Source organism: Arthrobacter sp. B10-11, assembly GCF_033142195.1.
Lineage (GTDB): Bacteria > Actinomycetota > Actinomycetes > Actinomycetales > Micrococcaceae > Arthrobacter > Arthrobacter oryzae_C.
In genome coordinates this window covers 83,642-106,666 of sequence record NZ_JAWMTH010000002.1, presented here as the reverse complement: position 1 = coordinate 106,666, position 23,025 = coordinate 83,642, and the positions used below count along the sequence as shown (strand labels likewise).

At 68.5% G+C, this 23,025-nt stretch carries 17 protein-coding genes; 8 read left to right on the top strand and 9 right to left on the bottom strand.

Annotated elements, in window-relative coordinates; all coding sequences use genetic code 11:
• The first annotated feature begins 24 nt into the window (after window positions 1–24).
• Entirely contained in the window at window positions 25–681 is a 657-nt protein-coding gene (locus tag RW112_RS06195; protein ID WP_317780934.1) for a hypothetical protein, read from the top strand.
• Here the strand turns inward: RW112_RS06195 and RW112_RS06190 are convergent.
• From RW112_RS06190 to RW112_RS06180, 3 genes are all read right to left on the bottom strand, one after another.
• The gene (locus tag RW112_RS06190) at window positions 636–1,475 is read right to left on the bottom strand and encodes an Fpg/Nei family DNA glycosylase (protein WP_317780933.1); all 840 of its coding nucleotides are present in this window, start codon (window positions 1,473–1,475) and stop codon (window positions 636–638) included. The genes RW112_RS06195 and RW112_RS06190 overlap by 46 nt on opposite strands.
• On the bottom strand, window positions 1,468–6,486 hold the full coding sequence (locus RW112_RS06185; protein ID WP_317780932.1) for a DEAD/DEAH box helicase: 5,019 nt from the start codon (window positions 6,484–6,486) through the stop codon (window positions 1,468–1,470). Before RW112_RS06185 ends, RW112_RS06190 begins: the two co-directional genes overlap by 8 nt.
• Window positions 6,487–6,673: 187 nt before the next feature.
• Window positions 6,674–8,176, bottom strand: a complete 1,503-nt coding sequence (locus RW112_RS06180) for an FAD-dependent oxidoreductase (RefSeq protein WP_317780931.1) — start codon at window positions 8,174–8,176, stop codon at window positions 6,674–6,676.
• 142 nt (window positions 8,177–8,318) lie between these two features.
• Between RW112_RS06180 and RW112_RS06175 the strand changes: the two genes are divergently transcribed.
• Window positions 8,319–8,789 carry a DUF4383 domain-containing protein gene (locus RW112_RS06175; RefSeq protein WP_317780930.1) on the top strand — a complete coding sequence of 157 codons (471 nt, stop codon included), beginning with the start codon at window positions 8,319–8,321 and terminating at the stop codon, window positions 8,787–8,789.
• Between the two features lie 3 nt (window positions 8,790–8,792).
• Here RW112_RS06175 and RW112_RS06170 read toward each other — a convergent pair whose 3' ends face one another.
• The 3 genes from RW112_RS06170 to RW112_RS06160 form a co-directional block, all read right to left on the bottom strand.
• The gene (locus RW112_RS06170) at window positions 8,793–9,425 is read right to left on the bottom strand and encodes a DUF4232 domain-containing protein (protein ID WP_317780929.1); all 633 of its coding nucleotides are present in this window, start codon (window positions 9,423–9,425) and stop codon (window positions 8,793–8,795) included.
• A gap of 100 nt (window positions 9,426–9,525) precedes the next feature.
• Window positions 9,526–10,308 carry a YcnI family protein gene (locus tag RW112_RS06165; protein WP_317780928.1) on the bottom strand — a complete coding sequence of 261 codons (783 nt, stop codon included), beginning with the start codon at window positions 10,306–10,308 and terminating at the stop codon, window positions 9,526–9,528.
• A 140-nt stretch (window positions 10,309–10,448) separates the two neighbouring features.
• A complete protein-coding gene (locus RW112_RS06160) occupies window positions 10,449–11,102 on the bottom strand; it encodes a hypothetical protein (RefSeq protein ID WP_317780927.1) in 654 nt (217 codons plus the stop codon).
• Between the two features lie 473 nt (window positions 11,103–11,575).
• Between RW112_RS06160 and RW112_RS06155 the strand changes: the two genes are divergently transcribed.
• Window positions 11,576–11,929 carry a hypothetical protein gene (locus RW112_RS06155; protein ID WP_317780926.1) on the top strand — a complete coding sequence of 118 codons (354 nt, stop codon included), beginning with the start codon at window positions 11,576–11,578 and terminating at the stop codon, window positions 11,927–11,929.
• A 95-nt stretch (window positions 11,930–12,024) separates the two neighbouring features.
• Here RW112_RS06155 and RW112_RS06150 read toward each other — a convergent pair whose 3' ends face one another.
• Window positions 12,025–13,398, bottom strand: coding sequence for an aspartate aminotransferase family protein (locus RW112_RS06150; RefSeq protein WP_317780925.1), 1,374 nt, complete (start codon window positions 13,396–13,398; stop codon window positions 12,025–12,027).
• 26 nt (window positions 13,399–13,424) lie between these two features.
• Complete coding sequence (locus tag RW112_RS06145) at window positions 13,425–14,912, bottom strand: CoA-acylating methylmalonate-semialdehyde dehydrogenase (protein ID WP_305939715.1); 1,488 nt, start codon at window positions 14,910–14,912, stop codon at window positions 13,425–13,427.
• Between the two features lie 121 nt (window positions 14,913–15,033).
• Here RW112_RS06145 and RW112_RS06140 point away from each other — a divergent pair, with 121 nt between their 5' ends.
• The 5 genes from RW112_RS06140 to RW112_RS06120 all read left to right on the top strand — a co-directional run bounded on the left by RW112_RS06140 (window position 15,034) and on the right by RW112_RS06120 (window position 22,306).
• On the top strand, window positions 15,034–16,719 hold the full coding sequence (locus tag RW112_RS06140) for a PucR family transcriptional regulator (RefSeq protein ID WP_317780924.1): 1,686 nt from the start codon (window positions 15,034–15,036) through the stop codon (window positions 16,717–16,719).
• Between the two features lie 147 nt (window positions 16,720–16,866).
• Entirely contained in the window at window positions 16,867–17,784 is a 918-nt protein-coding gene (locus RW112_RS06135; protein WP_317780923.1) for a LysR family transcriptional regulator, read from the top strand.
• Between the two features lie 386 nt (window positions 17,785–18,170).
• On the top strand, window positions 18,171–19,577 hold the full coding sequence (locus RW112_RS06130; RefSeq protein WP_317780922.1) for an MFS transporter: 1,407 nt from the start codon (window positions 18,171–18,173) through the stop codon (window positions 19,575–19,577).
• 42 nt (window positions 19,578–19,619) lie between these two features.
• Window positions 19,620–20,852, top strand: coding sequence for a M20 family metallo-hydrolase (locus RW112_RS06125; RefSeq protein WP_317780921.1), 1,233 nt, complete (start codon window positions 19,620–19,622; stop codon window positions 20,850–20,852).
• Complete coding sequence (locus tag RW112_RS06120; RefSeq protein ID WP_317780920.1) at window positions 20,849–22,306, top strand: amidase; 1,458 nt, start codon at window positions 20,849–20,851, stop codon at window positions 22,304–22,306. Before RW112_RS06125 ends, RW112_RS06120 begins: the two co-directional genes overlap by 4 nt.
• Before the next feature lie 4 nt (window positions 22,307–22,310).
• On the opposite strand, the gene RW112_RS06115 is transcribed toward RW112_RS06120, so the two are convergent.
• Complete coding sequence (locus tag RW112_RS06115) at window positions 22,311–22,901, bottom strand: adenylate kinase (protein WP_317780919.1); 591 nt, start codon at window positions 22,899–22,901, stop codon at window positions 22,311–22,313.
• Window positions 22,902–23,025 lie beyond the last annotated feature (124 nt).

The window sequence follows — 23,025 nt, the reverse complement described above, 5'->3', positions numbered from 1 at the left end:
CAGTTTCAGCGGAGGATGGTTCCCATGATGACCCGCAGACTCCTTCAACTGTTCACCGGCCTGGCCATGTACGGCATCTCGCTGGCCATGTTCATCCGGGCCGGCCTTGGCCTTGACCCCTGGGATGTGTTCCACCAGGGCGTGGCCGGGAAGACCGGGCTCTCCATCGGAGCGGTGGTTGTCATCGTCAGCTTCCTCGTCCTGCTCCTGTGGATTCCGCTGCGGCAATGGCCCGGGTTCGGCACCTTGTGCAACGCCGTGCTGGTGGGCGTCTTCGCGGACATCGGCCTGGCGCTGATCCCGGAGTTCGCGCATCTCGGCGGCCAGATCGGGATGCTGGGCGGGGCCGTGCTGCTGAATGGGATTGCGTCTGCCTGCTACATCGGCGCACGCTTCGGCCCCGGCGCCCGCGACGGACTGATGACCGGGCTGGCTCGCCGGACCGGGTGGTCGGTGCGGACGTCCCGGACGGGAATCGAGATCGTGGTCCTGGCCGCCGGCTGGCTGCTCGGTGGATCAGTGGGCGTGGGAACCGTGGTCTACGCCCTGGCCATCGGACCGCTGGTGCAGGTGCTGCTGCCCTGGTTCGCCGTGCCGGAGGCCGCGCGCCCACCGGCACCCGGATCAGGGGCGGATCAGGCGGTTCCGGCCGGCAGCGGCTGGCACGTGGGACAGAAGTAAATGTCCCGTTCCTCGGTGCCGGCAGCCTTGGCGAGCACTCCCCGGCGGATGGGCGTGCCGCATTTGAGGCACGGCTGGTGCTCGCGCCTATATACCCAGTATCCAGGTCTTCCGGCCATCCGGCCGACGGGCATTCCGCGCGGATTGAGCACGGTGGTGCGCCGGCCAGGCCCCAGGTTGGCTTCCAGCAACTGCTTGGCGGTGGCCATCATGGCGGGCAGGTCCGTTACGGCAGCAACGGGCGCCGCGGGATGGATGCCGGACAGGAAACAGGCCTCGCAGCGGTAGATGTTGCCGATGCCGGCGAGGTTGCGCTGGTCCAGCAGGGCCACGCCGATGGGAACGTCCGGCGCCGCACGCAGCCGCCGTTCAGCCTCCGCCATGTCCCAGTCCGGCCCCAGGAGATCCGGCCCGAGATGGCCGACGACGGAATCCTCGTCCGCGGTGCGGACCACTTCCAGGATGCCGAGGGAGAACCCGACGGCGTCTGCCGTGGCCGTGCGCAGCACGCACCGGGCCGTGAAACCCGGTTTCCGCCAGCGGCCGCCGGGCGGGTAGACCTGCCAGGCCCCTTCCATTTTCAGGTGCGAATGAATGGTCAGCCGTTCGTCCGCCGGGCCCTGGAGCCGCATGAGCAGGTGCTTGCCGCGCGGAACCACTTCGTCGACGGTCCAACCCGCCAGCTTGAGGGTGGCGAACCTGGGCACGCGGAAGTCGGAGGCCGTGAGCTGGTGTCCGGCCAGGGCGGCGTGCAGCTGCGCCGCCGCCCGCCAGACGGAATCACCTTCAGGCACGGATCCTCAGTCCTTTCGGAGTCGAATAGGCGCCGGCCTGGGTCAGGGCGGCGGCTGCCGGAGTGTCCAGGATGCCGTGGCCGTTGACTTTCTCCATGATCAGCTTGTCCACAGCGCCGCGTTTGACCACTCCCACCAGGGCTGCAGCTGCGGCGGCCAGCACCTCGGGGGCGTCGTCGAAGGCGAGCAGCGTCTTCCCGCCGCGTTCCACGTAGAGGGCCAGGGCGCCGTCGACCATCACCACCAGTGCCCCGGCCTTCCTGCCGGGCCGGTGGCCACTGCCGGCTTCGACGCTGAGCGCCGGCCACGGCAGCGCCGCGCCGTAAGGGTTTGCTGGGTCGGTGGCGGCAAGCGCCAGGGCAACCGGCTCCGGCTTGGCCAGCTGGGAGTCCTCCGAATAGGACCGCAGCCGGTCCACCGTGGCCGGAACGGCAAACTGGGCAGCGCCCAGGTGTTCGATGAAGTAGCCGCGGCGGCACCGCCCGGCCTCTTCCAGCCTGGCCAGGACCTTGTACATCAGGCCGAAGCCGCCCAGGATGTTCTCCGCCATGACGGAGCCGCGGGTGACCACGCCGTACCGGTCCAGCAGGAGTTCCGCTGTGGCACGGGCGTGGATGGTCGGATCCAGTTCGGGCGACGGCAGGGCGGACCAGCGGCCGGCCGCCAGCGGCGGAGTGGGGGATGCCCCGGCGGCCGACCCGTAGCGGCCGCCGGTCAGTCCGGCAGATCCCAGCAGGCCCGTGCCGTGGGCGCGGCCCAGCCGGCTCATCCGGGGTGCGCGTGCCCGCGGAGCCCGGGCCACCTGCCGGTGTGCTGTGTGGCCGCCGGCGATCAAGGCCCGGACGGGAGCGAACGTATCGCCGGTGATCCGGCCGGCCCACGCCAGGTCCCAAAGGGCCGCCACCACATCCTGGTCGCTCAGCACCGAGTCCATGCCGCCCGCGATGTCGGTCAGCTGGCGGAAGAAGTAGCCGCCGCCATTGTTCTGCAGGTGCTCCAAAAGCCGCCGCTGGGCGTCTCCCGGCTCGTAGTCCGGCGCGGGGTTCAGCGTGAGGTCGGCCGAGTCCGCGAGGTGCAGGCTCACCCAGCCGTCATTGCCCGGCAGGGCACCGGCACCGGACCAGAGGACCTCGCCGGCGGCCATCAGCTCATCCAGCATGGCGGGCTGGTAGTCGCTGACGCGGCTGGCGAGGACGAGGGGTTCCCACGCTGACGCCGGAACAGGCACACCCGAGAGCTGGTCGACGGCGGTGATGATGCCGTCCAGCCCGCGCAGGGCGGACTGGCCGCGGCCCTTCCCGGGCGTCCGGATGTTCTGCCAGGCGGGCAGGAACCGCCCGTAGGCCGCCGCGTCCACGGGCTCGACTTCAGCCCGGAGGGCGGCCAGCGACCGGCGGCGGAGCTTCCGCAGGACCTCGGCGTCGCACCATTCACTGGTGCCGGCGAGGGCCGTGACCGAAACCGCAGGCAGTGCGTGGGGCTCCGCGGCATCCTGTTCCGCGGTGTCGGGGGAGGGCGCCTGTTGCGGGGGCGCTGAATGCGGGCGGAACTCGCCTTCCACCACGCGGCCGTCCGCGGCGAGCCGCTTCAGCGCGGTACTGACGACGGCGACGCCTAGTCCCAGCCGGGCCGCGGCTTCCGTTGCAGTGAAGGGCCCGTGGGTGCGGGCGTAGCGGGAGACGAGGTCGCCGAGGGGATCGGCCACAGGCTCGATGAACGCCAGCGGCACCCCCATGGGCAGCGGCACCCCGATGGCGTCCCGCAGTCGGGCAGCGTCCTCCACCGCCGCAACGCGCTCGACGCCGCCGATGTTGACCCGGAGTGCGCGGTTGGCCCGCTGCAACGCGGCGAGGTGGGCAGCCGCGTCCGCTACGGTCGCTTCCGCGGACTCGGTCGCAGCCGACTCGGCCGCGGCGGTTCCGGCGGGCTCCACCGCCGCCGTGGACTCAACAGCCGCGGGCTCCGCCGCCGGGGCGGTGGGTTCCAGGCGCGCGGCAACTTCGCCGGGCGTCAGCGGGCCGAGGAGGCGCAGCAGGTCCGCGACGCCCTCCATGCCGCGGACCCGGCGGTCCGGAGCGAGCCGCTGCAGTTCCCGCTCGGTGGCTTCGATGACCTTGGCGTCCAGCAGTTCCCGGAGCTCCACGCGGCCCAACAGCTCATTGAGCAGGGTTGAATCCAGGGCCAGCGCGGCAGCGCGGCGCTCCGCAAGCGGCGAGTCGCCCTCGTAGAGGAACTGCGCCACGTAGCCGAACAGCAGGGACTTCGCGAACGGGGAGGGCTGCTGCGTGGTGGTCTGCAGGATCCGCAGCTCACGCCGCTCAATAGACGCTGCAATGTCCTTCAGCGCCGGAAGGTCGTAGACGTCCTGAAGGCATTCGCGGACGGTTTCCAGCACGATGGGAAAAGTGGGGTACTTCCGGGCCACGTCCAGAAGCTGCGCGGACCGCTGGCGCTGCTGCCACAGGGGCTGCCGCTTGCCCGGGTTCTGCCGTGGCAGCAGGAGGGCCCGGGCGGCGCACTCCCGGAAGCGCGAGGCGAAGAGGGCGCTGCCGCCCACTTCCGCCGTCACGATCTGCTCGAGTTCTTCCGGTTCGAAGAGGAACAGCTCGGCACCCGGCGGCTCGTCCTCCATCATGGGTACGCGCAGCACAATGCCGTCGTCCGCGGCCATCGCGGAACCGTCCATCCCGTATCGCTGGTGCAGGCGCTGCCCCACGGCCAGGGCCCAGGGCGCGTGCACCGGCATGCCGAACGGGCTGTGCAGGACCACCCGCCAGTCACCCAGCTCGTCATGGAACCGTTCCACCACCAAGGTGGTATCGCTGGGGACCACTTCGGTGGCGAGCCGCTGTTCGGCGAGGTACTGGATCAGGTTGTTGGCGGCGAAATCGTCGAGACCGCTGGCCTTGCACCGCTCCGTGGCAGGGCCGACGTCGGACGCTGAAAGTTCGCGCACGAACGCGCCCAGGGCGCGGCCCAAGTCCACCGGCCGGCCCAGCGAGTCACCCTTCCAGAAGGGGAGCTTGCCCGGCTGGCCGAAGGCCGGGGACACCAGCACGCGGTCGTGCGTGATGTCCTCGATCTTCCAGCTGGTCGCACCCAGGGCGAAGACGTCCCCTACGCGGGATTCGTAGACCATTTCCTCGTCGAGTTCGCCCACCCGCCGCCCGCCCTTGGCAGCGGAGGCGCCCGGGCTGGCAGCCTTGCCCTCGGTGGAAGGCGACGCCGAGCCTTCCACTTCGGTTCCGATGATGTAGACGCCAAAGAGACCGCGGTCCGGAATGGTGCCGCCGGACGTCACGGCCAGCCGCTGCGCACCGGGGCGGCCCTCGATGGTGCCTGCGTTGCGGTCCCAGATGATCCTCGGACGGAGTTCGGCGAATTCGTCGGACGGGTAGCGGCCGGCCAGGAGGTCCAGCGTGGCCTCGAACGCGGAGCGGGGGAGGGAGGCAAACGGCGCGGACCGGCGGACTGTGGAGAACCATTCCTCGACGTCAATGGAGCCCAGCGCGGTGGCGGCCACGGTCTGCTGCGCCAGGATGTCCAACGGGTTGGCGGGCACGCTGAGCCGTTCGATCTTGCCGCCCAGCATGCGTTCCACGGTGATGGCGGTGTGCACGAGGTCTGCACGGTGCTTGGGGAAGAGGACGCCCTGGGACACCTCGCCCACCTGGTGCCCGGCGCGGCCCACCCGCTGCAGGCCGCTGGCCACGGAGGGCGGCGACTCCACCTGGACCACCAGGTCCACCGCGCCCATGTCGATGCCAAGCTCCAGCGAGGACGTGGCCACAACGCACCGCAGCCGGCCCGACTTGAGGTCGTCCTCGATCAGCGCCCGCTGGTCCTTCGACACGGAGCCGTGGTGCGCCCGCGCCAGCACAGCGTCGGCGCCGGCGGTGCTGCCTGCCTGGGCCATCATGTGCGCCGGTGTTGCCGTGGACGTCGGAGTGCCGCCCGCAGGTCCGCCGGCAGGCACCGCTTCGAAGTCCGGCGCCCCGGCGCCAAACTCGCCCCAGCCGCCTCCCGCGGCCACCAGCTGGCGTTCGGCATAGATCTCATTAAGGCGCGCAGTCAGGCGTTCGGCGAGGCGGCGCGAATTTGCGAACACGATGGTGGACTGGTTGGCCAGCACCAGGTCCACAATCTTCTCCTCCACATGCGGCCAGATGGACGCCTGCGGCTGCAGCCCCGAAGCAGGGCCGGAGTCGAAGGCGCCGGATGCCCCCTGCAGATCGGACATGTCCTCCACCGGCACGGAAACCGTCAGGTCCCAGTTCTTCTTTGACGGCGGGGCCACGATTTCCACCGGGGCGGAACCGGCCAGGAACTGGGCCACAAGTTCGCGCGGTTCCACCGTGGCTGACAGGCCGATCCGCTGCGCGGGTTTGGGCAGGAGCGCATCCAGCCGTTCCAGTGAGACCGCCAGGTGCGCGCCGCGCTTCGTTCCGGCGACGGCATGGACCTCGTCCACGATGATGGTGTCCACCTCGGCCAGGGTTTCCCGCGCTCGTGACGTGAGCATGAGGAACAGGGATTCCGGGGTGGTGATGAGGATGTCCGGCGGGTGGCTGAGCAGCGCGCGGCGGTCCGCCGTCGTCGTATCCCCGGACCGGACGCCCACGGTGATCAGCGGGGCGGGCAGTCCCAGCCGTTTTGCTGTCTGGGTGATGCCGATGAGCGGCGCGCGGAGGTTGCGTTCGACGTCGACGCCAAGCGCCTTCAGCGGCGAAATGTACAGGACGCGGGTTTTCCGCTTGGGCGCCTTCGGTTTCCTGCCTTTGGCCGTATCAGGGTCCAGGCCGGGAAGTGCCTCAGGCTCGGCAGGAGCGGCGGACTGGAGCCGGTCGAGCGCCCACAGGAAGGCCGCGAGGGTCTTGCCGGAGCCGGTGGGGGCGACCACCAGCGCGTGGGAGCCGGACGAAATGGCGTTCCAGGCACCGTTCTGGGCGGGGGTGGGCGCGGAAAACGCACCGAGGAACCACTCTCGGGTGGACTGGCTGAACCGGTCCATGGTCGGCGCGGCAGAAGGCCCGCCCGCGGGCGGCCCTGATGGTGCCTTGCCTGATGGCGTGCCGCCGGACGGTGTCCTATCAGATGCGCCGCCGGCGGGCTCCTTTCCCTGCATTCCTCCATCATGCCCTACGCCACTGACACGATTGGCGGCGCTGCCGGCGGGTTCATGCCGGGCCGCTGCCGGGTCAGTCAATCTGCCGCAGATCGCGCGTGGCAGGCCCTTCCAGCACCGTCCCGTCGCTGCTGAAGCGGGAGCCGTGGAGCGGGCAGTCCCAGGATTTTTCGCTGTCGTTCCAGCGCACGATGCCGCCGAGGTGGGTGCAGACGGCGGACAGTGTGCAGCGGACGCCGTCCACCGTGGACACTGCCACAGGCTTCCGGCCGCGGCGGGACACAATGCCCGCACCTTCCTGGGGTTGCTCCCGGGCCTCATCCATGCGTTTGAGCCCCACCTGTCCCCAGTCCCTGGCCGCCGTGGCCGCAACAGCGGCATTGAGTGAGGTGGCGGACGCGGCTCCGGCAGGGGAGGTGACGCGGTGGTGGATGGTCTCGGCCCAGGGAAGCCGCGTGCCGAGGATGTTAGCGGTGATATCCAGCGCGGCGGCCACGGAGTTGGTCATGCCCCACTTGTTGTAACCGGTGGCGAAATAGACCCGCCCCCGCCCTCGAGGCAGCCTGCCGAAGAACGGCATCAGGTTGGTGGCCTGGTAGTCCTGGGCGGACCACGAGTGGGTGAGGCTGGCCCCCGGGAATTGTGCCGTTGTCCAGGCGATCAGGGTGTCGAGGTAGGCCTGTGTTGATCTTGCCTTGCCCACCGGGTGCCCGTTTCCGCCCACCAGGAGCAGCCGCCGTCCGTCGGCGGGATAGTCGCGCAGGGACCGGACCGGCTGCTCAACGGAAAGGAACATGCCGTCCGGGACGGCGGTTGTTCCGGGCAGCTCGAACGCCGCCGCATAGGAGCGCAGCGGCTGGAGCTTGGCGAAGTAGAGGCCGCGGTCCAGGACCGGTGTGCCCGTGGCCAGTACGACGTTCCGTGCCCGCACCGGCCCATGATCTGTCTGGATCTCCACGGGTCCGGAACCCCGTGGTCCCCGGTGCCCGATCAGCCGCACCCCCGAAACGATGAGGCCGCCGTGCGAGCGGACGTCGTCCACCAGGGCATCGATGACTTCCAGGGGATGGATCTGGGCCTGCCCGCCGAGGCGGATTGCCCCTTTGACGGGAAACGGCAGCCCGGGATCGTGCACGTATTCCGCAGCAAGCCCCGTGGCCCGTGCCGCGGCCAACTCCCGTCGGAGCACTTCTGTTCCCTGCGGAGAGGTGGCGTAGGAATAGGCATCCCGGTGCTGGAACGGCACGCCCCGGTTTGCCAGGTACCGGAGCAGCCAGGCCTGTCCCTCGCGGTTCATCTCGACGTAGGCAGCCACCACTTTTTCCGGGTACTGCCGCCTCAGCGCCTGCAGCACTGTGCCTTGCAGGAGGGAGACCTTCGCCGTGGTGTTGCCGGTGGTCACGGCGCCCGGGCTCCTGGCTTCGACAACCAGCACGGCCTGGCCGGAGCGGGCCAGGAGCAGTGCAGCCACCAGCCCGGTCAGTCCGGCCCCTGCCACCACGGTGTCGAAGGTGCTGTGGGGAGTGAACTGGTCGCTGCGGAAGGCGTGGTTGCGGTCCAACCAGAGCGAGGTCATGGTCCTGCCTGCCTTTCCCCGATCCCGCGGGTCCCAGCCCCGCGCTCTCCGTTTTCCGGGAGTCAGCGGCGGGACACCAAGGGAGTTGATAAGTAGACTTATCATGTCATGAGCAGCGTGACCGGGGAACAGGAGCGGCACCATGAAAACAACCGAGGCCGCCAGCGCCGCATACGGCTTTCGGAAGAACGTCCAGAAATCGTCACTCCTGGTGGGGATGGCGCTGTTCGTTCTCGGAATGCTGGGGTTTATTCCGGGCGCCACCGCGAACTATGGCTCGCTGGCGTTCGCCGGCCACGGATCAGAGGCGATGCTCCTCGGAGTCTTCCAGGTGTCCGTGCTGCACAACCTCATCCACCTGCTGTCCGGGGTTGCCGGCGTACTGATGTCACGGCGTCCGTTGCCCGCCCGGAACTTCCTTATCGGTGCCGGGGTTTCCTACATGGTTCTGTGGACCCTCGGGCAGTTCCTGGCGCAGGACTCGCCCGTGAACATCCTCCCCGTGAACAGCGCAGACAACTGGCTTCACCTCATTCTGGGCATGGCAATGATCGGGTTCGGTGTGGCGTTCTCCCGCGATGCGCCCGCCAAGTTGCGGGAATCCCGGGTCTAATTCCTACCGGGTGTGGAACGCGCCAATGGTCAGGAGTTCGATCGAGTCGTCGGTGCAGGCCGTCCGGGGCACAGCGAGGAACAGCGATGCGGTCTCCTCCGGCGGGTACACCCGGTAGCCGGCGGCCTGCGCGGTGGTGCAGTCCGGGTAGTTGCCCGCCTGCGTGTAGCGCATGTCCGCGGCTCCCGCCTGGCCGGGGGCAAGCAGCACGTCCGCGACGGGCGAGGCGCCGTCCTGCCGGGCCGGAGCGCCGAGGGGCTCACCGTTGGCGTCCGCGGTGAGCGAGACGCCCGGGAAGCCGCGCAGCAGGCAGGTTTCGGCGCCGGAGTTGGTGAGGATGAGCTGGGAATAGACGCTGCCGGCGGCGCCCCCGCCGGTGGCATCCTGCGACACCGTCAGGTTGGCAGCCTTGCAGCGTGACGGACCGGCGGGCGCAGCGGACTGCGACGACGGCGGCGCGCTGCTGGGCGACTGGCTTGCCGGTGCGGAGGAGGCGGCTGTGGTGGTGGTAAGCGTGGCCGGTCCGGGAGTTCCCTGGGACTGCGGCTGGCTGGGACCGCAGGCGGTGAGCAGGAGGGCGGCGGCCGCGACCGCCGTCGTGATGGCAAATCCGTTTTTAGTTGGCTGAGACCTCATGGCTCAACCTTCACGCCCGCGGTTGCCTGAGTCAACGATGCCACGACCGCTGCCGCGGATTGATGCCCGGATTGTAATTTCCGGGCATCAATCCGGAGCACTACTTCCGGGGATCCGAAGCGTTGCCGGGAGCCGGGGCTTCGGCGGGCGTCCGGTTCCGGCTGCGCATCAGCGCGGCCCCGCCCAGGGCAAGTCCGCCGACGCCGGCCACGAGGCCTGCCCAGCTTCGCGCCTGTGCGCCGTCGTCGGACACGGAACCGTTAACGGAGGAGGCCTGCGCCGTGCCGGCGGTTTCCGCTGCCGTATCCGAGGCCGTTGACGCGTGGCTGCCGTGCCCGTCAGCGGCGGCGGCCGTGACGGTGAGCGACGGTGCCGGGGCCTTGAGGGAATGCGGGTCCTGGCCGTCCTTGGCGATCTCCGACCAGTCCGTCTGCCCCTGCTCGCAGTTCTGCAGGGTGGGGAAATGGAGGGTCTTGCCGGCAGTGTCGGGCAGCTTGACGGAGAGCACCAGGGCGTCGCGGAGTTCGGGCTTCAGCGGTGCCTTGGCAGTGTAGACGATCTGGCTGGTCCGCTTGGTGATGGTTGCGCCGTCCGCCAGCTTCTTCGGTTCCGGCAGCTGCTCCACGACCTTCTCCACGGTCCAGTTCGGGTTCACCGTGGGCTGGGCGTCGTTGAGTTCCCCGGGCAGCGTGATGGTCACTTTGGTGGTGCCGTAATCGTCGCAGCCATGCGGGATGCCGAAGGTGAGCAGCGCGTAGGCGTTGGCGTCGGTTTTGTCCGGGGTGACGCCGACGTGCGCGGAAGCGGCGGTGACACCGGCAAGCATGAGGGCTGCGGTGCCGCCGGCCACCGCGGTTGCGGAGATGGCGCGGCGGAAGGACATGGGTGAGGACTTTTTCAAAGGAGGGCCTTTCAAGGGTGCACGTCGCGCAGGGGCGGTGCACAAAACAAGGGGGTGGTGTCCGGCTCCGGGCAGAGGCCTGCCGGCAGGGGCGGGTCAGCTCGGGCGGGGCCGGGAAGGTGTCAGGAAAGTACGACGGCGGCGGGCGGGCCGCGCAGGCAGTCGGCCCTGAGGTTGCGCCAGGGGAGCGGAGCGGAATCCGCCGGCCAGCCGGCGGCGGCGGGCGCCGCAACGGCGTCGGGCATTGCCGGTTCGGGGAGTTGCACGAGGGGCCGGAGCCAGGCGGCGAGGGACCAGAGCGCCGCCTCGCCCTTGGCCAGCAGCAGGGCGCACGCGAGGGTGGCCAGTGCGTGGCCGGCCAGCATCAGGCCGGCGGCCCAGGCGGAGTCGAAGAGGTGCAGGTGGACAGCTGCGCCCCCCGCGTCCAGCGGAACGCCGGTCAACGGCAGCGGCGCGAAGGCGGGGTGGTGCCCCGGGTACTGTCCGGCACCGGCGGACTGTCCCGGTCCGGCGGGGGAGCTGAAGGCGCTGAAAGCCTCGTGGAGGACCAGCTGGCCGGTGCCCAGGAGGGCGGCCATCGCGGCGAAGTTCAGTTTGAGCCGGGTGGCGGCAGTGGCTGCCATGCCGGTCAGGGCCAGGACGGCAGCCATGATGCCGGGCGCCGGCAGTTCTCCGCCGCCAACGACGTGGGCTGCCGCCGCAAGGGTCACGATCATCGCGGCGACCATGGCCGCGCGGAGGGAATGAAAAGGAGCCCGGGCGTGATGAGTGCGCACGGAGTCCTCCCTCGGGATCGGTTCGTTGCCGGCTTCAATCCGCGCACCCCGGCCAAAGCATCGGTGACATAAAGCGTCGGCGACTTATGGCGGCGTGACGGATCCCTGCAATTCTAACCGGGGAACAGCCCCGGTCCGGCTAGTCCGTTTCGGGCCCGGAGCAGTAGTGGCAGTCATCCTCGCAATGGGTGGAGCCATCCTGGTCCCAGCCCGCAGTGCTGGCCGCCAATTCATTCTGCGAAGTCACGTATCGTCCCCGTTGCCGTTCCTGAAGCCTGGTTGATTCCGGTGCCGGCGGTTGGTAGTCAACGCCGACATTGTTCATCTAAGCCGCCGGGCGCGAAAGCGCTCAATGGATGAAGTGCCGAGGCGGGACGGAGGGAATTGTGCAGCCGCCCAGCATCCCCCTATGCCGTACCCGGAGGTCCCCCTAGACTGCTGGCGTACGCTGCCACTATCCCCAGGAGAAGACCATGGACTATTCAGGCACGGGTAATGAGAAGGCCGTTGCGGCCGGCGAGCTCAACAGGACGCACATCGGGCACACCGTGAGTTTCCAGCCGGATGAATTCACGCTGGTGTTCGGCCGGATCGGAGCGATTTCGCGCAAGGAAGGCGGAGTGACCATCGCCCTCGACGGCGTTGACGGAACGGCCGGCCTGCAGTCCCACTACAGCCTGCCGCCGGCGCAGAACGTCTACGTCCAGCCGGACATGCTCACCAACACGGAGTCCACCATTAAGGACCTGTTCGGGAAGGTCCAGGACAACCTGCGCGGCCATAAGGGAGACCAGCGGCCGGACGCTCCGAACGCGGACGCACCGTAACCCGGCGGTTTACGGCGCTCCAGTCACAGCCGCGCCCGGGTTCCGTCGGCAACGGAACCCGGGCCCGGCCAGCGGACGGCCCACCGCGGGAGCGGTCAGGCGATGGCCTGATCGGCGATGTCCAGGACGTCGTCGAGGATTGCCAGGCCGGCCTCGATGTCCTGCACGCTGGTGTTGCACGGCGGGACCACGTGGATCCGGTTGAAGTTGGCGAACGGCAGCAGGCCCCTGGATTTGCACGCCGCGACGAGCTCGTTCATCACCGGGCTGGAGCCGCCATAGGGTGCCAGCGGCTCCCGCGTGCTCCGGTCCCTGACGAGCTCGATGGCCCAGAACACGCCGGTTCCCCGGACTTCCCCCACTGAGGGGTGCCGTTCGGCGAAGCCGGCCAGTGCAGGGCCGATGACGGTTTCGCCCAGGAACGCGGCATGTTCCACGATGCCCTCGCGTTCCATGGTGTTGATCGTGGCGACGGCGGCTGCTGTGGCCAGCGGGTGTCCGGAGTACGTGAGGCCGCCGGGGTACGCGCGCTTCCCGAAGGTCGCGGCGATTTCGGGGCTGATAGCCACACCCCCGAGCGGGACGTAGCCGGAGTTGACGCCTTTCGCGAAGGTCAGCAGATCCGGAACGACGTCGAAATGCTCAACCGCGAACCACCTGCCGGTGCGTCCGAAGCCGGCCATGACCTCGTCCGCGATGAACACAATGCCGTACTTTGTGCACAGATCCCGGACGCCTTGCAGGTAGCCGGGCGGCGGCATGTAGATGCCGGCGGTCCCCGGAACGGATTCCAGGATCAGCGCCGCGATAGTGGCGGGCCCCTCCAAGCTGATCAGTTGCTCGAGGTGCTCCAGCGCGCGCTGGCTTTCCTCCTCTTGCGTGGTCGCGTGGAACGCCGTGCGGTAGAGGTAGGGCGGGAAGAAGTGGACGGTGCCCGTGCTGGCGGTGTCGCTGGGCCAGCGGCGGGGGTCGCCGGTGAGGTTGATAGCGAGCTGGGTGCCGCCGTGGTAAGAGCGGTAGGCGGAGAGGACCTTGTGGCGGCCGGTGTGGAGCCGGGCCATGCGGACGGCGTGTTCGTTGGCGTCCGCGCCGCCGTTGGTGAAGAATATCCGGTCCAGTTCCCCGGGCGTGCGTTCGGCGATGAGCCGGGCCGCTTCGGACCGGGCGTCATTGGCGTAGCTCGGGGCAATGGTGCACAGCTTTGCTGCCTGCGCCGCTATGGCGGCGACGACGGCGGGGTGCTGGTGGCCGATGTTGGTGTTGACGAGTTGGGAGGAGAAGTCGAGGTACTTGTTGCCGTCGCCGTCCCACACGTGCGAGCCCTCGGCCGCGGTGATGACCATCGGATCCAAGAGGTCCTGGGCGGACCAGGAGTGGAAGACGTGCTTGCGGTCCAGTTCGTAGGCGCGGCGGGCCGACCCGGCATCATCGGACAGGGGCAGGACGCCGCTTTCAATCGTGGAAGTCATGACTGTTCCTTTCGAAGGAGCGCCGGTCAGGCGTTCTGCGGGAAGCCGAGGTTGATGCCGCCGTGGCTGGGATCGAGCCAGCGGGACGTAACGGCCTTGCCGCGGGTGAAGAAGCCGACGCCCTCGGTGCCGTGGGCGTGGGTGTCGCCGAACAGTGAGTTCTTCCAGCCGCCGAACGAGTAGTAGGCCATCGGGACCGGGACAGGGACGTTGATGCCCACCATGCCCACCTCCACTTCGTTCTCGAAGCGGCGGGCCGCGCCGCCGTCGTTCGTGAAGATCGCGGTGCCGTTGCCGTACGGGTTGCTGTTGATCAGCTCGAGGGCCTGGTCATAGGTGTCCACCCGGACCACGGAAAGGACCGGGCCGAAGATCTCGTCCTGGTAGATGGACATGTCAGTGGTGACGTTGTCGAAGAGGGTGGGACCTACGAAGAAGCCTTCGCCTTCGGCGTCCGGGGAGATGGTGCGGCCGTCCACGACGATCGTGGCGCCGGCCGCTTCGCCGGCATCCACGTAGCCGGCAACCTTGTCCCGGTGCTGGGCAGTGACGAGCGGACCCATGTCGCAGCCGCGCAGGCCGTCGCCGGTTCGCAGCGAATTGGCGCGCTGGGCAATCTTGGCCACGAGGTCGTCCGCGATGTCGCCCACGGCAAGAAGCGCCGAGATCGCCATGCAGCGCTCGCCGGCGGAACCGAAGCCGGCGTTGACCGCAGCGTCCGCCGCGAGGTCCAGGTCGGCGTCGGGCAGCACGATCATGTGGTTCTTGGCGCCGCCGAGGGCCTGGACCCGCTTACCGTGGGCAGTGGCTGTCTGGTAGACGTACTTGGCGATCGGCGTGGAACCGACGAAGGAAACGGCCTTCACGTCAGGGTGGGTGAGGAGGGCGTCCACGGCCACCTTGTCGCCGTGCAGGACGTTGAAGACGCCGTCCGGCAGCCCGGCTTCCTTCCAGAGTTCGGCCATCCAGTTGACGGCCGTCGGGTCCTTTTCGCTCGGCTTGATGATGACGGTGTTGCCGGCGGCGATGGCGAGGGGGAAGAACCACATGGGGACCATGGCCGGGAAGTTGAACGGGCTGATGATGGCCACGGGGCCGAGGGCCTGCCGGACGGAGTGGACATCCACCTTCGTGGAGGCGTTTTCCGTGTAGCTGCCCTTGAGCAGGTGCGGGATGCCGCAGGCGAACTCGACCACTTCCTGGCCTCGGGTCACCTCGCCCAGGGCATCGTCGAGGACCTTCCCGTGTTCCGAAGTGATAATCGCGGCCAGCTCGTCCTTGCGGGAGTTGAGCAGCTCCCGGAACGCGAAGAGGACCTGCGTGCGGCGGGCGAGGGACGTGTCGCGCCAGGCCGGGAAGGCGGCTTTCGCGGCGGCGATGGCGGCGTTGCTGTCCTCGGTGCTGGCCAGTGCCACCTGCGCGGTGACTTTTCCGGTGGCCGGGTTGGTGACGGGCGCGGTGCGCTCGCCGACCGGGACGTAGCTGCCGTTGATCCAGTGCTCGACGATGTTCAAGGAATCTCCTCAGGTGGTGGCTTGTGGTCGCTTCATGCGTTGCGTCCAGTCTGTCGCCGGCTGACGGCCGCCATAAGGGGCGATGTGTAAAGGAAAACGTGACCGCCGTTACACTATGTAAATGCTGCCAACCCTCCGCACGATTCTGGGCCTCCCCGTGCTTCGCGCTGCCTCGCCGCAGATCCTCGGCGGCGCAGCCGGCCTCGATGCACCGGTGCGCTGGGTCCACGTCAGCGAGTTGCTGGACATTTCCAGCCTCCTCTCCGGCGGTGAACTGGTGCTTACCACCGGACTGGAGCTGGAGAAGGAGCCGGACGCCACGGCGTCGTTCATCCGGTCCCTGGAGGAGTCCTCGGCCGCCGGGCTGATCGTGGAACTGGTGGGGGAGCGGGGCCGCAGCCTGGCGGCGCTGCAGGCGGCGGCGAAGTCATGCACGCTGCCCGTGACCGTGGTGCAGCGGCGGGTGCGCTTTGTCGAGGTCACCGAGGTGGTGCACCGGATGATCGTGGCGGAGCAGCTCGAACGCGTGGAACGCGCCCGCGATGTCCACGAGGCGTTCACGGTCCTCAGCCTGGAGAGCGCAGGCACGGAGCGGGTGGTGGAGCAGGCTGCCGGGATGATCGGAGCGCCGGTGGTGCTGGAGGACCTGTCCCACCTGGTCCTCGCCTATTCGGCGCAGGGCCTTGCCACCACAGAGCTGCTGCATGACTGGGAGCGCCGTTCCCGGACCACGCCCTCGTCCGGGAGAACGGTGCGCACCGGACCGGAGAACTGGCTGCAGGTTCCGGTGGGTGTCCGGGAGCAGCTGTGGGGACGGCTGGTCCTTCCGGTAACCCCGGACGACGAGGAGACCGCGGCCATGGTGCTTGAGCGCGCGGCGCAGACCCTCGCCATCAACCGACTCGCCGAACGGGACCGGCGGGAGCTCGGCCAGCAGGCCCAGGCCGGGCTGCTCAACGCGCTGCGGCACCCGCGGGGGCTCAGCGAAGCGGAAGCCCTGGCGCGCGCCGGCGCCCTGGGGCTGAAACGTTCGCCGCTCTATGTGCCGATCGTCTACCGCATGGGCGCGTCAGCGCCGGCTGCAGCAACATCCGATGCCGCACCGTCCCGCGATCCGCTCGCCGGCCAGCAGGAGGAACGCGCCCTCCTGGAATTACTGTCCAAGGTGGTCAAGTCCACGGCGGGCAGCGCGCTGACAGCCAGCATCCAGTCCGGGTCGGTCGGCATGATCCTCGCGCTCCCGGCGAAGCAGCTTGAGGACGCCACCCTGCAGCGTTTGGCGGATGCGCTGGCGGTGCAGGCGGGCGGCGGCGGTACGCAAGCAGCGGACGACGGCGGCGCCCGCCGGCGGGGGGCGGCGGCACCGGCCTGGACCATCGGCGTCGGACGCCTGCGGACGTCCCTGCTGGAGGCGGCGGCGGGTATTGATGAGGCTGCCCACGTCGCCGAAACGGCGGCGACTTTGCGGGGCACTAAACCGTTCTACCGGGCCGCCGACGTCCGGCTGCGGGGGCTGCTGGCCCTGCTGCGCAATGATCCGCGCGTCCAGCAGTTCGTGGAGTCCGAACTGGCAAGCCTGCTGCAGGCCGAGGCCCGGGGGAGCGCCGGGCACCTGGACCTGCTGGGCCAATACCTCGAATCCGGCGGAAACAAGGCGGCGCTGGCACGGAGCGGCTATCTGAGCAGGCCTACGCTGTATGCCCGGCTTGCCCGGCTGGAGGAGCTCCTGGCTGTGGACCTTGATGACGCCGAATCCCGGACCTCGCTGCACGTAGCCCTCCTGCTGCACCGGCTCCGGATGCTGTGATCCCGGCCCCACCCTTATGGAGTTTTTGTCCAGATAACGCGACTTGGGAGCCCTTTTGGACGCGTTATCTGGACAAAAACTCACCCGACCCCGACCCCGACCCCGACCCCGAACGCGGCCGACGCCGCAGAATGCGAACCTTGACGGATGGCTAAGCCCTTTACCCTGACCCAGCTGCGGTATTTTGCGGTGGTAGCGGAGCTCGAAAACATGACGGCGGCCGCGGACCGGTTGCTGGTGACCCAGTCCACCCTGTCCACGGCCATGGCCCAGCTTGAAGCGAGCCTGTCCACCCAGCTGTTCGTGCGGCTCCGGACCAAGGGGCTGCGGCTCACGCCGACCGGCCGGCAGCTTGCCCAGGACATCAAGGTGCTGCTCGAGCACGCTGATTCGCTCTACGAATCCGCCCGCGGCCTGGCCGCCAGCCTGGTGGGTGAGCTCAAGGTCGGCGTGTTTGCCCCGCTGGCGCCCTTCAGGCTGCCGGCGATCCTCCAGACGTTCGAGGTGCAGCACCCGGGCGTTGAAGTTTCGTTCCTGGAAGCCGACCTGGCCAGCCTGCAGGCGGCCCTGCTGGAAGGCCAGTGCGACGTGGCACTGACCTACGGCCTCGGCCTGGGGCGCGGCTTCACGCACCAGGTGCTGGAACGCGTCCCGCCGCACGTGCTGGTCCATGCCGAGCATCCCGCCGCGGCGCGGCCCGAGAAGACCATTTCACTCAAGGAGCTCGACGGCGAACCCTCCGTGGTGTTGGACCTGCCGCACAGCCGGGAGTACTTCGAGCAGCTCTATGTCATTGCAGGCGTGGTGCCAAACGTCCGTCACCGCTTTGCCGGGTATGAGACCGTCCGGTCATTCGTGGCAAAGGGGCACGGATACGCATTGCTGAATCAGCGGCTCCACAGCGATATGACCTATTCCGGGGGCAAGGTGGTGGCGTTGACGCTGACGGACAATTTCCCGCCCATCGAGGTGATGCTGGTCCGCCCCGAGGGAGTGCAGCCAACCCGGCGGGCGCTGGCTTTCGAGGAAACCTGCCTCAGGCTCTACGGGGCGTCCCGCAACTGACAGTGCATGGCCGGATACGGCCGCCTTCGCGCGGCCTCCTCCCGCCACTCATACCGTGACTTTGACATTGGCAAAATCGATCGATTTCCCAAAAACAATCAATTGGACAGATGTGAACGGGATCACACACAGTTGATGCAACCGGGCGGATCTGGGGATCCTCCAGCGGTGACAACCCCGCAAACACGGCTTTGGCCGAAACCCCAAAGCGAGCTGACCATGTTGATCAAAGGAGATTCAATGGTTCCGAATCACACACAATGTGTCCGAAGCATGTCCGGACCGGTGTATCGCAGCAACAGTGCGGCAACGTCCGCGGAAAATTCTTCAAACTCCCGTAACGCGGCATCGGGTACCGGAAACACGGCGAACCTAGCGTGGCTCTCATGACCATCAACGACATCAAGAACCAGCCGCAGCCGGCCGCGGAGTCGGGCCTCAACTCATCCTCTGTGGGCCCCGCCGGCCCCGGCACTGCAACCCTCGAGAAGGACACCGCCCGCCTCGGAACCGGGCAGCCAGGCACCACCAAGATGCAGAAGCGCGTTCTGCTGGGCGGAAGCATCGGCCAGTTCATCGAGTTCTACGACTTCACCCTCTACGGCCTCACCGCCGTGATCTTCTCGCAGCTGTTCTTCCCCGGCAGCAACCCCGTCGCTGCCCTGCTGGCCACCTTCGCCACGTTCGGCGTCGCGTTCGTGGTCCGGCCCATCGGAGGGCTGTTCTTCGGCGCCCTCGGCGACAGGATCGGCCGCCGCCGCGTCCTGACCATCACCCTGGTTGCCATCGGCGGCGCCACCGCCCTGATGGGACTCCTGCCCACCTACGGCCAGATCGGCGCCTGGGCTCCTGCCCTGCTGGTGCTCTGCCGTCTCGTCCAGGGCTTCTCCGCCGGCGGCGAATCCGTGGGTGCGCCGTCCTTCGTATTCGAGCACGCCCCGGTCAACAAGCGCGGATTCTGGCTCAACATCACCATCGCCGCCACCGCACTGCCCTCGGTGGTTGCCGGCACCATGATCCTGGTCCTCAGCCAGTCGATGCCCAACGAAGCTTTCATGGCGTGGGGCTGGCGCCTGCCTTTCCTGCTCGCCCTGCCGCTGGCACTCTTCGGCGTCTGGATCCGCAGCCGCACGGTGGAAAGCGACTCGTTCAACGAAGCGAAGGCAGCACGGACCAAGGAATTCAGCCCCGTCCGCGAGGCCTTCCGCGAGAACCGCCTCCGCATGGTGCAGGTCATCTTCGTCATGGGCCTCACGGCCATGGGCTTCTACTTCCTCTCGGCCTACTTCGTCTCCTACGTGCAGACCACCGGCCACCTCAGCCGCGAACAGTCGCTCATGGTGAACGCCGCGGCGCTGGCCCTCTACGCGATCCTCCTTCCGATCGGCGGCCGCCTCGGGGACCGCTTCGGCCGCAAGCCGATGCTCATCGCCGGTTCCCTCGCCCTCGCCATTCTGTCCGTGCCGAGCTTCATGCTGGTGACCAGCGGCAGCCTGCCCCTGGCCCTGCTGGGACAGTCCCTGTTCGTGGTGGCGCTCTGCATCTACGGCGGCGGTTGCTACACCTTCTTCGTCGAGATCTTCACCACCCGCACCCGCTTCACCTCAGCGGCCATCAGCTACAACGGCGCCTACGCCCTCTTCGGCGGCACCGCACCGTTCATCGGCACCGCCCTCGTCGGAGGAACTGGAGTGCCGCACGCGCCGGGCTTCTACATGGCGGCCGCAGCCGTCGTCGTACTCCTCCTGGTGCTGTTCACCAAGGTGCCCGAAACCCGCGGACGCATGGGCTAAGCCCCACCCGCCCTCTTCACAGCAATACACAAAGGACTTCCCATGAATTCAGCAGCTTTCCTCTCCGACTTCCACCACGTAGCCACCATCGGCGCCACCCCCAACAACGGCGTCGACCGCCAGGCGGCCACGGCCGAGGACGCGCAGACGCGCGACTGGTTCGCTGCCTGGGTGCACGACGCCGGGTGGGAACTTCGGGTGGACGGCATCGGCAACATGTTCGGGCTGGTGGAGTGGACGCCGGGTGCACCGTACGTGCTGATCGGATCGCACCTGGACAGCCAGCCGCTGGGCGGCCGCTTCGACGGCGCCTACGGCGTGATCGCAGCACTGCACGCGGCACGCCGGCTGGCTGCGGAGGTTGCGGAGGGCGGTGCAGCGCCCCGCTTCAACCTCGCGGTGGTGAACTGGTTCAACGAGGAGGGCGGTCGGTTCGCACCGAGCATCATGGGAAGTTCCGTCTTCGCCGGCCTGCTGGAGCGGGAGCGGATGCTCGACGTCCGGGACCTGCAGGGCGTCACTGTCCGCGAAGCCCTGGATGGCATCGGATATCTGGGGGCCGCCGAGGGACCGGACGTGGCGGGCTACGCGGAGATCCACATTGAACAGGGCCGGATCCTGGAGCGCGAAGGCATCAACATCGGCCTGGTGGACAGCAGCTGGTACACGCAGAAGCTGGACATCGAGGTGCTGGGGGAGCAGTCCCACACGGGTGCCACCGCCATGGCCGACAGGCACGACGCGCTGGTGGCGGCATCGAAGATCATCCTTATGGTGCACGACGTCACCGGCGACTTCGAGGACGAGGCCCTGGTTTCCTCCGTGGGCCAGCTGACCCTGGAACCGAACTCCCCGATCGTGGTGGCACGCAGGGTGCACCTCGTGGCGGACCTGCGCTCGGGCGACCCGGAGATCGTCCGGGCCGCCCGGGCCACCCTGCTGGAGAAGATCGAGGTCCTGGCGCGCGAACACGACATCAAGGTCAACGTAAAGGACTTCGACATCCGGCCCATCCGCCGCTTCCCCGAAGCCGGCCTCGAGCTGGCCGACAAGGTCGCAGCCAACCTAGGGCTGTCCGCCCGGCGGATCCAGACCATGGCCGGCCACGACTCCGTCGCGATGAACACGGTGGCGCCATCCGTCATGCTGTTCATCCCCAGCGTGGACGGTGTCTCGCACTGCGAACGCGAATTCACCACGGACGAGGACATGGTGGCCGGTGTCGACATGCTGACCGGTGTGGCGCGGGAGCTCGTTGGCGGAGCGCTGGCGTGACGGAGCTGCACTACCTCGACGCCGCCACGGCTCTGCGGCTCTTCCGTACCAGGGAGCTCTCCCCGGTGGAGCTGATGGAAGCCGTGATTGCACGGATCGAAGCCGTCAACGGGGAAATCAACGCCCTGACGGAAACGCTCTTCGAGGAAGCCCTGCCCGCGGCCCGGCAAGCGGCCGCCAAGTATGCCCGCGGCCGGGACATTACACCGCTGCTGGGTCTGCCGGTGGCCGCGAAGGAAAAGCACGGGCTCAAGGGCCGGACCCTTTCGCAGGGACTCATGGCCAGGAAGGACGAGCTGGCTGCGGAGGACCATCCGGTCATCGACCGGATCCGGCGTGCCGGCGGCATCATCCACGCCCGCACCACCACTCCCGAATACAGCTGCGCCACTGTCACCCACAGTCAGCTGTGGGGAGTCACCCGGAACCCGTGGAACCTGCAGTTCTCGCCCGGGGGATCCTCGGGCGGTTCGGGGGCCGCCCTGGCCGCCGGGCTGGCGCCGCTGGCCACGGCCTCGGACATCGCCGGTTCAACCCGGCTGCCGGCGTCGTTCACGGGAACGGTGGGCTACAAGGCGCCGTACGGGCGGATCCCCGGACTGGCGCCCCTGTCCGCCGACCACTACCGCGGCGACGGGCCCATGGCCCGGACCGTCGCGGACACCGCACTGCTGGCCAACGTCATGGCGGGAAGGCACCCGGGGGACCACACCTCACTCGCGGACTCGCCCGGGATGGCGGTCCCGGGACGGGAAACGCCCGACGGCGGGACTTCCGTCGCGGAGTCTGTCGCCGGGATGCGAATCGCCTTGTGCATCCGGCTGGGGAACTATCCGGTGGCGCCCGACGTCGAGGCCAACACCCGCGCCGTGGCAGCCGCCTTGCGGGACGCAGGAGCTGTCATTGAGGAGGTCGGGCTGCCGTGGACCACGGAGTCCATCAGCCGCACGATGTTCACGCACTTCGGCTACCTGCTCGGCCCGGCCATGGAGGACGAAACCCAAGGGACAACGGAACTCCTGGCACCCTACACCCGCCGCTTTATGGCGGACGCCCGGCGGGCGGCTGCAGAAAACCGCTACCTGGACGGCATCCGCGCCGAGACGCGCCTGCATGCTGAGCTGGCCGCCGCGATGGCCGGTTTTGATGCCCTGATCTGCCCCGCGTCCGCCGTCGCGGCCCTGGATGCGGACGGCATGTACCTTGAGGGGATCGACGCCGGCGGGCTGCAGCTCGAGCACTACTGGCAGGGGCACATGACAGCGCCGTTCAACATCGCCAACCGCTGCCCGGTGCTGGCTGTGCCCAGCGGCATGGCGGACTGCGGCATCCCCACGGGCGTGCAGATCGTGGGGCACCCGTACGACGACGCCACGGTGTTCACAGTGGGTGCGGCCGTGGAGGCGTTGCGGCCCTGGGCGGCGAGGCGGCCGGACATTCTGGCGATGGCGTAGCGGCTCAGTCGGGCACAGCTGAAGGGAATGACTCCCGGAGTGCTGCGAGCAGCTGGTCGAAGACCTCGTCCTCACTGCCCATGCCGTCCACGCTCAGGAGGATCCCGCGCGCTGAGTACATCGCGGCCACCGGCTCGGTCTCGCGGTAGTACAGCCTCAGGCGGTGCCGGATAACATCCTCGGTATCGTCGCTGCGTCCGGTCAATGTGGCCCGCTGGAGGACGCGGCGGACGAGTTCTGTATCGTCCGCCGTCAATTGCAGTGCCACATCCAGGGACTGCCCGATGGCGGTAAGCATGGTGTCCAGTTCAGCCAGCTGAGAGGTGTTGCGGGGATACCCGTCCAGCAGGAAACCGTCCCGCACGTCGTCCTGGTCCAAGCGGTCACGCACCATGCGGTTTGTCAGGCCGTCCGGGACGAGATCGCCCCCGTCCAGATGCGCCTTGACGTCCCGACCCAGCGGCGTCAGGTTCTTCACATGTTCGCGGAAGACATCTCCGGTGGACACCCCGGTGATGCCCAGGTGCCGTGACAGGCGGTCCGCCTGGGTACCTTTCCCGCAGCCCGGAGGACCAATAATCAGCATTCGCAGCATCGAGTCCATTCCTTGGTGCTGTTGAAGGGTGTCCCTCCATGGTGTCCGGCGGGGCGCGGCAGCACAAGGGAAGCGCTGCAGCGCCGGTCCCGTAACCCAATTGTGAGCAAAGCCCGCGGCGATC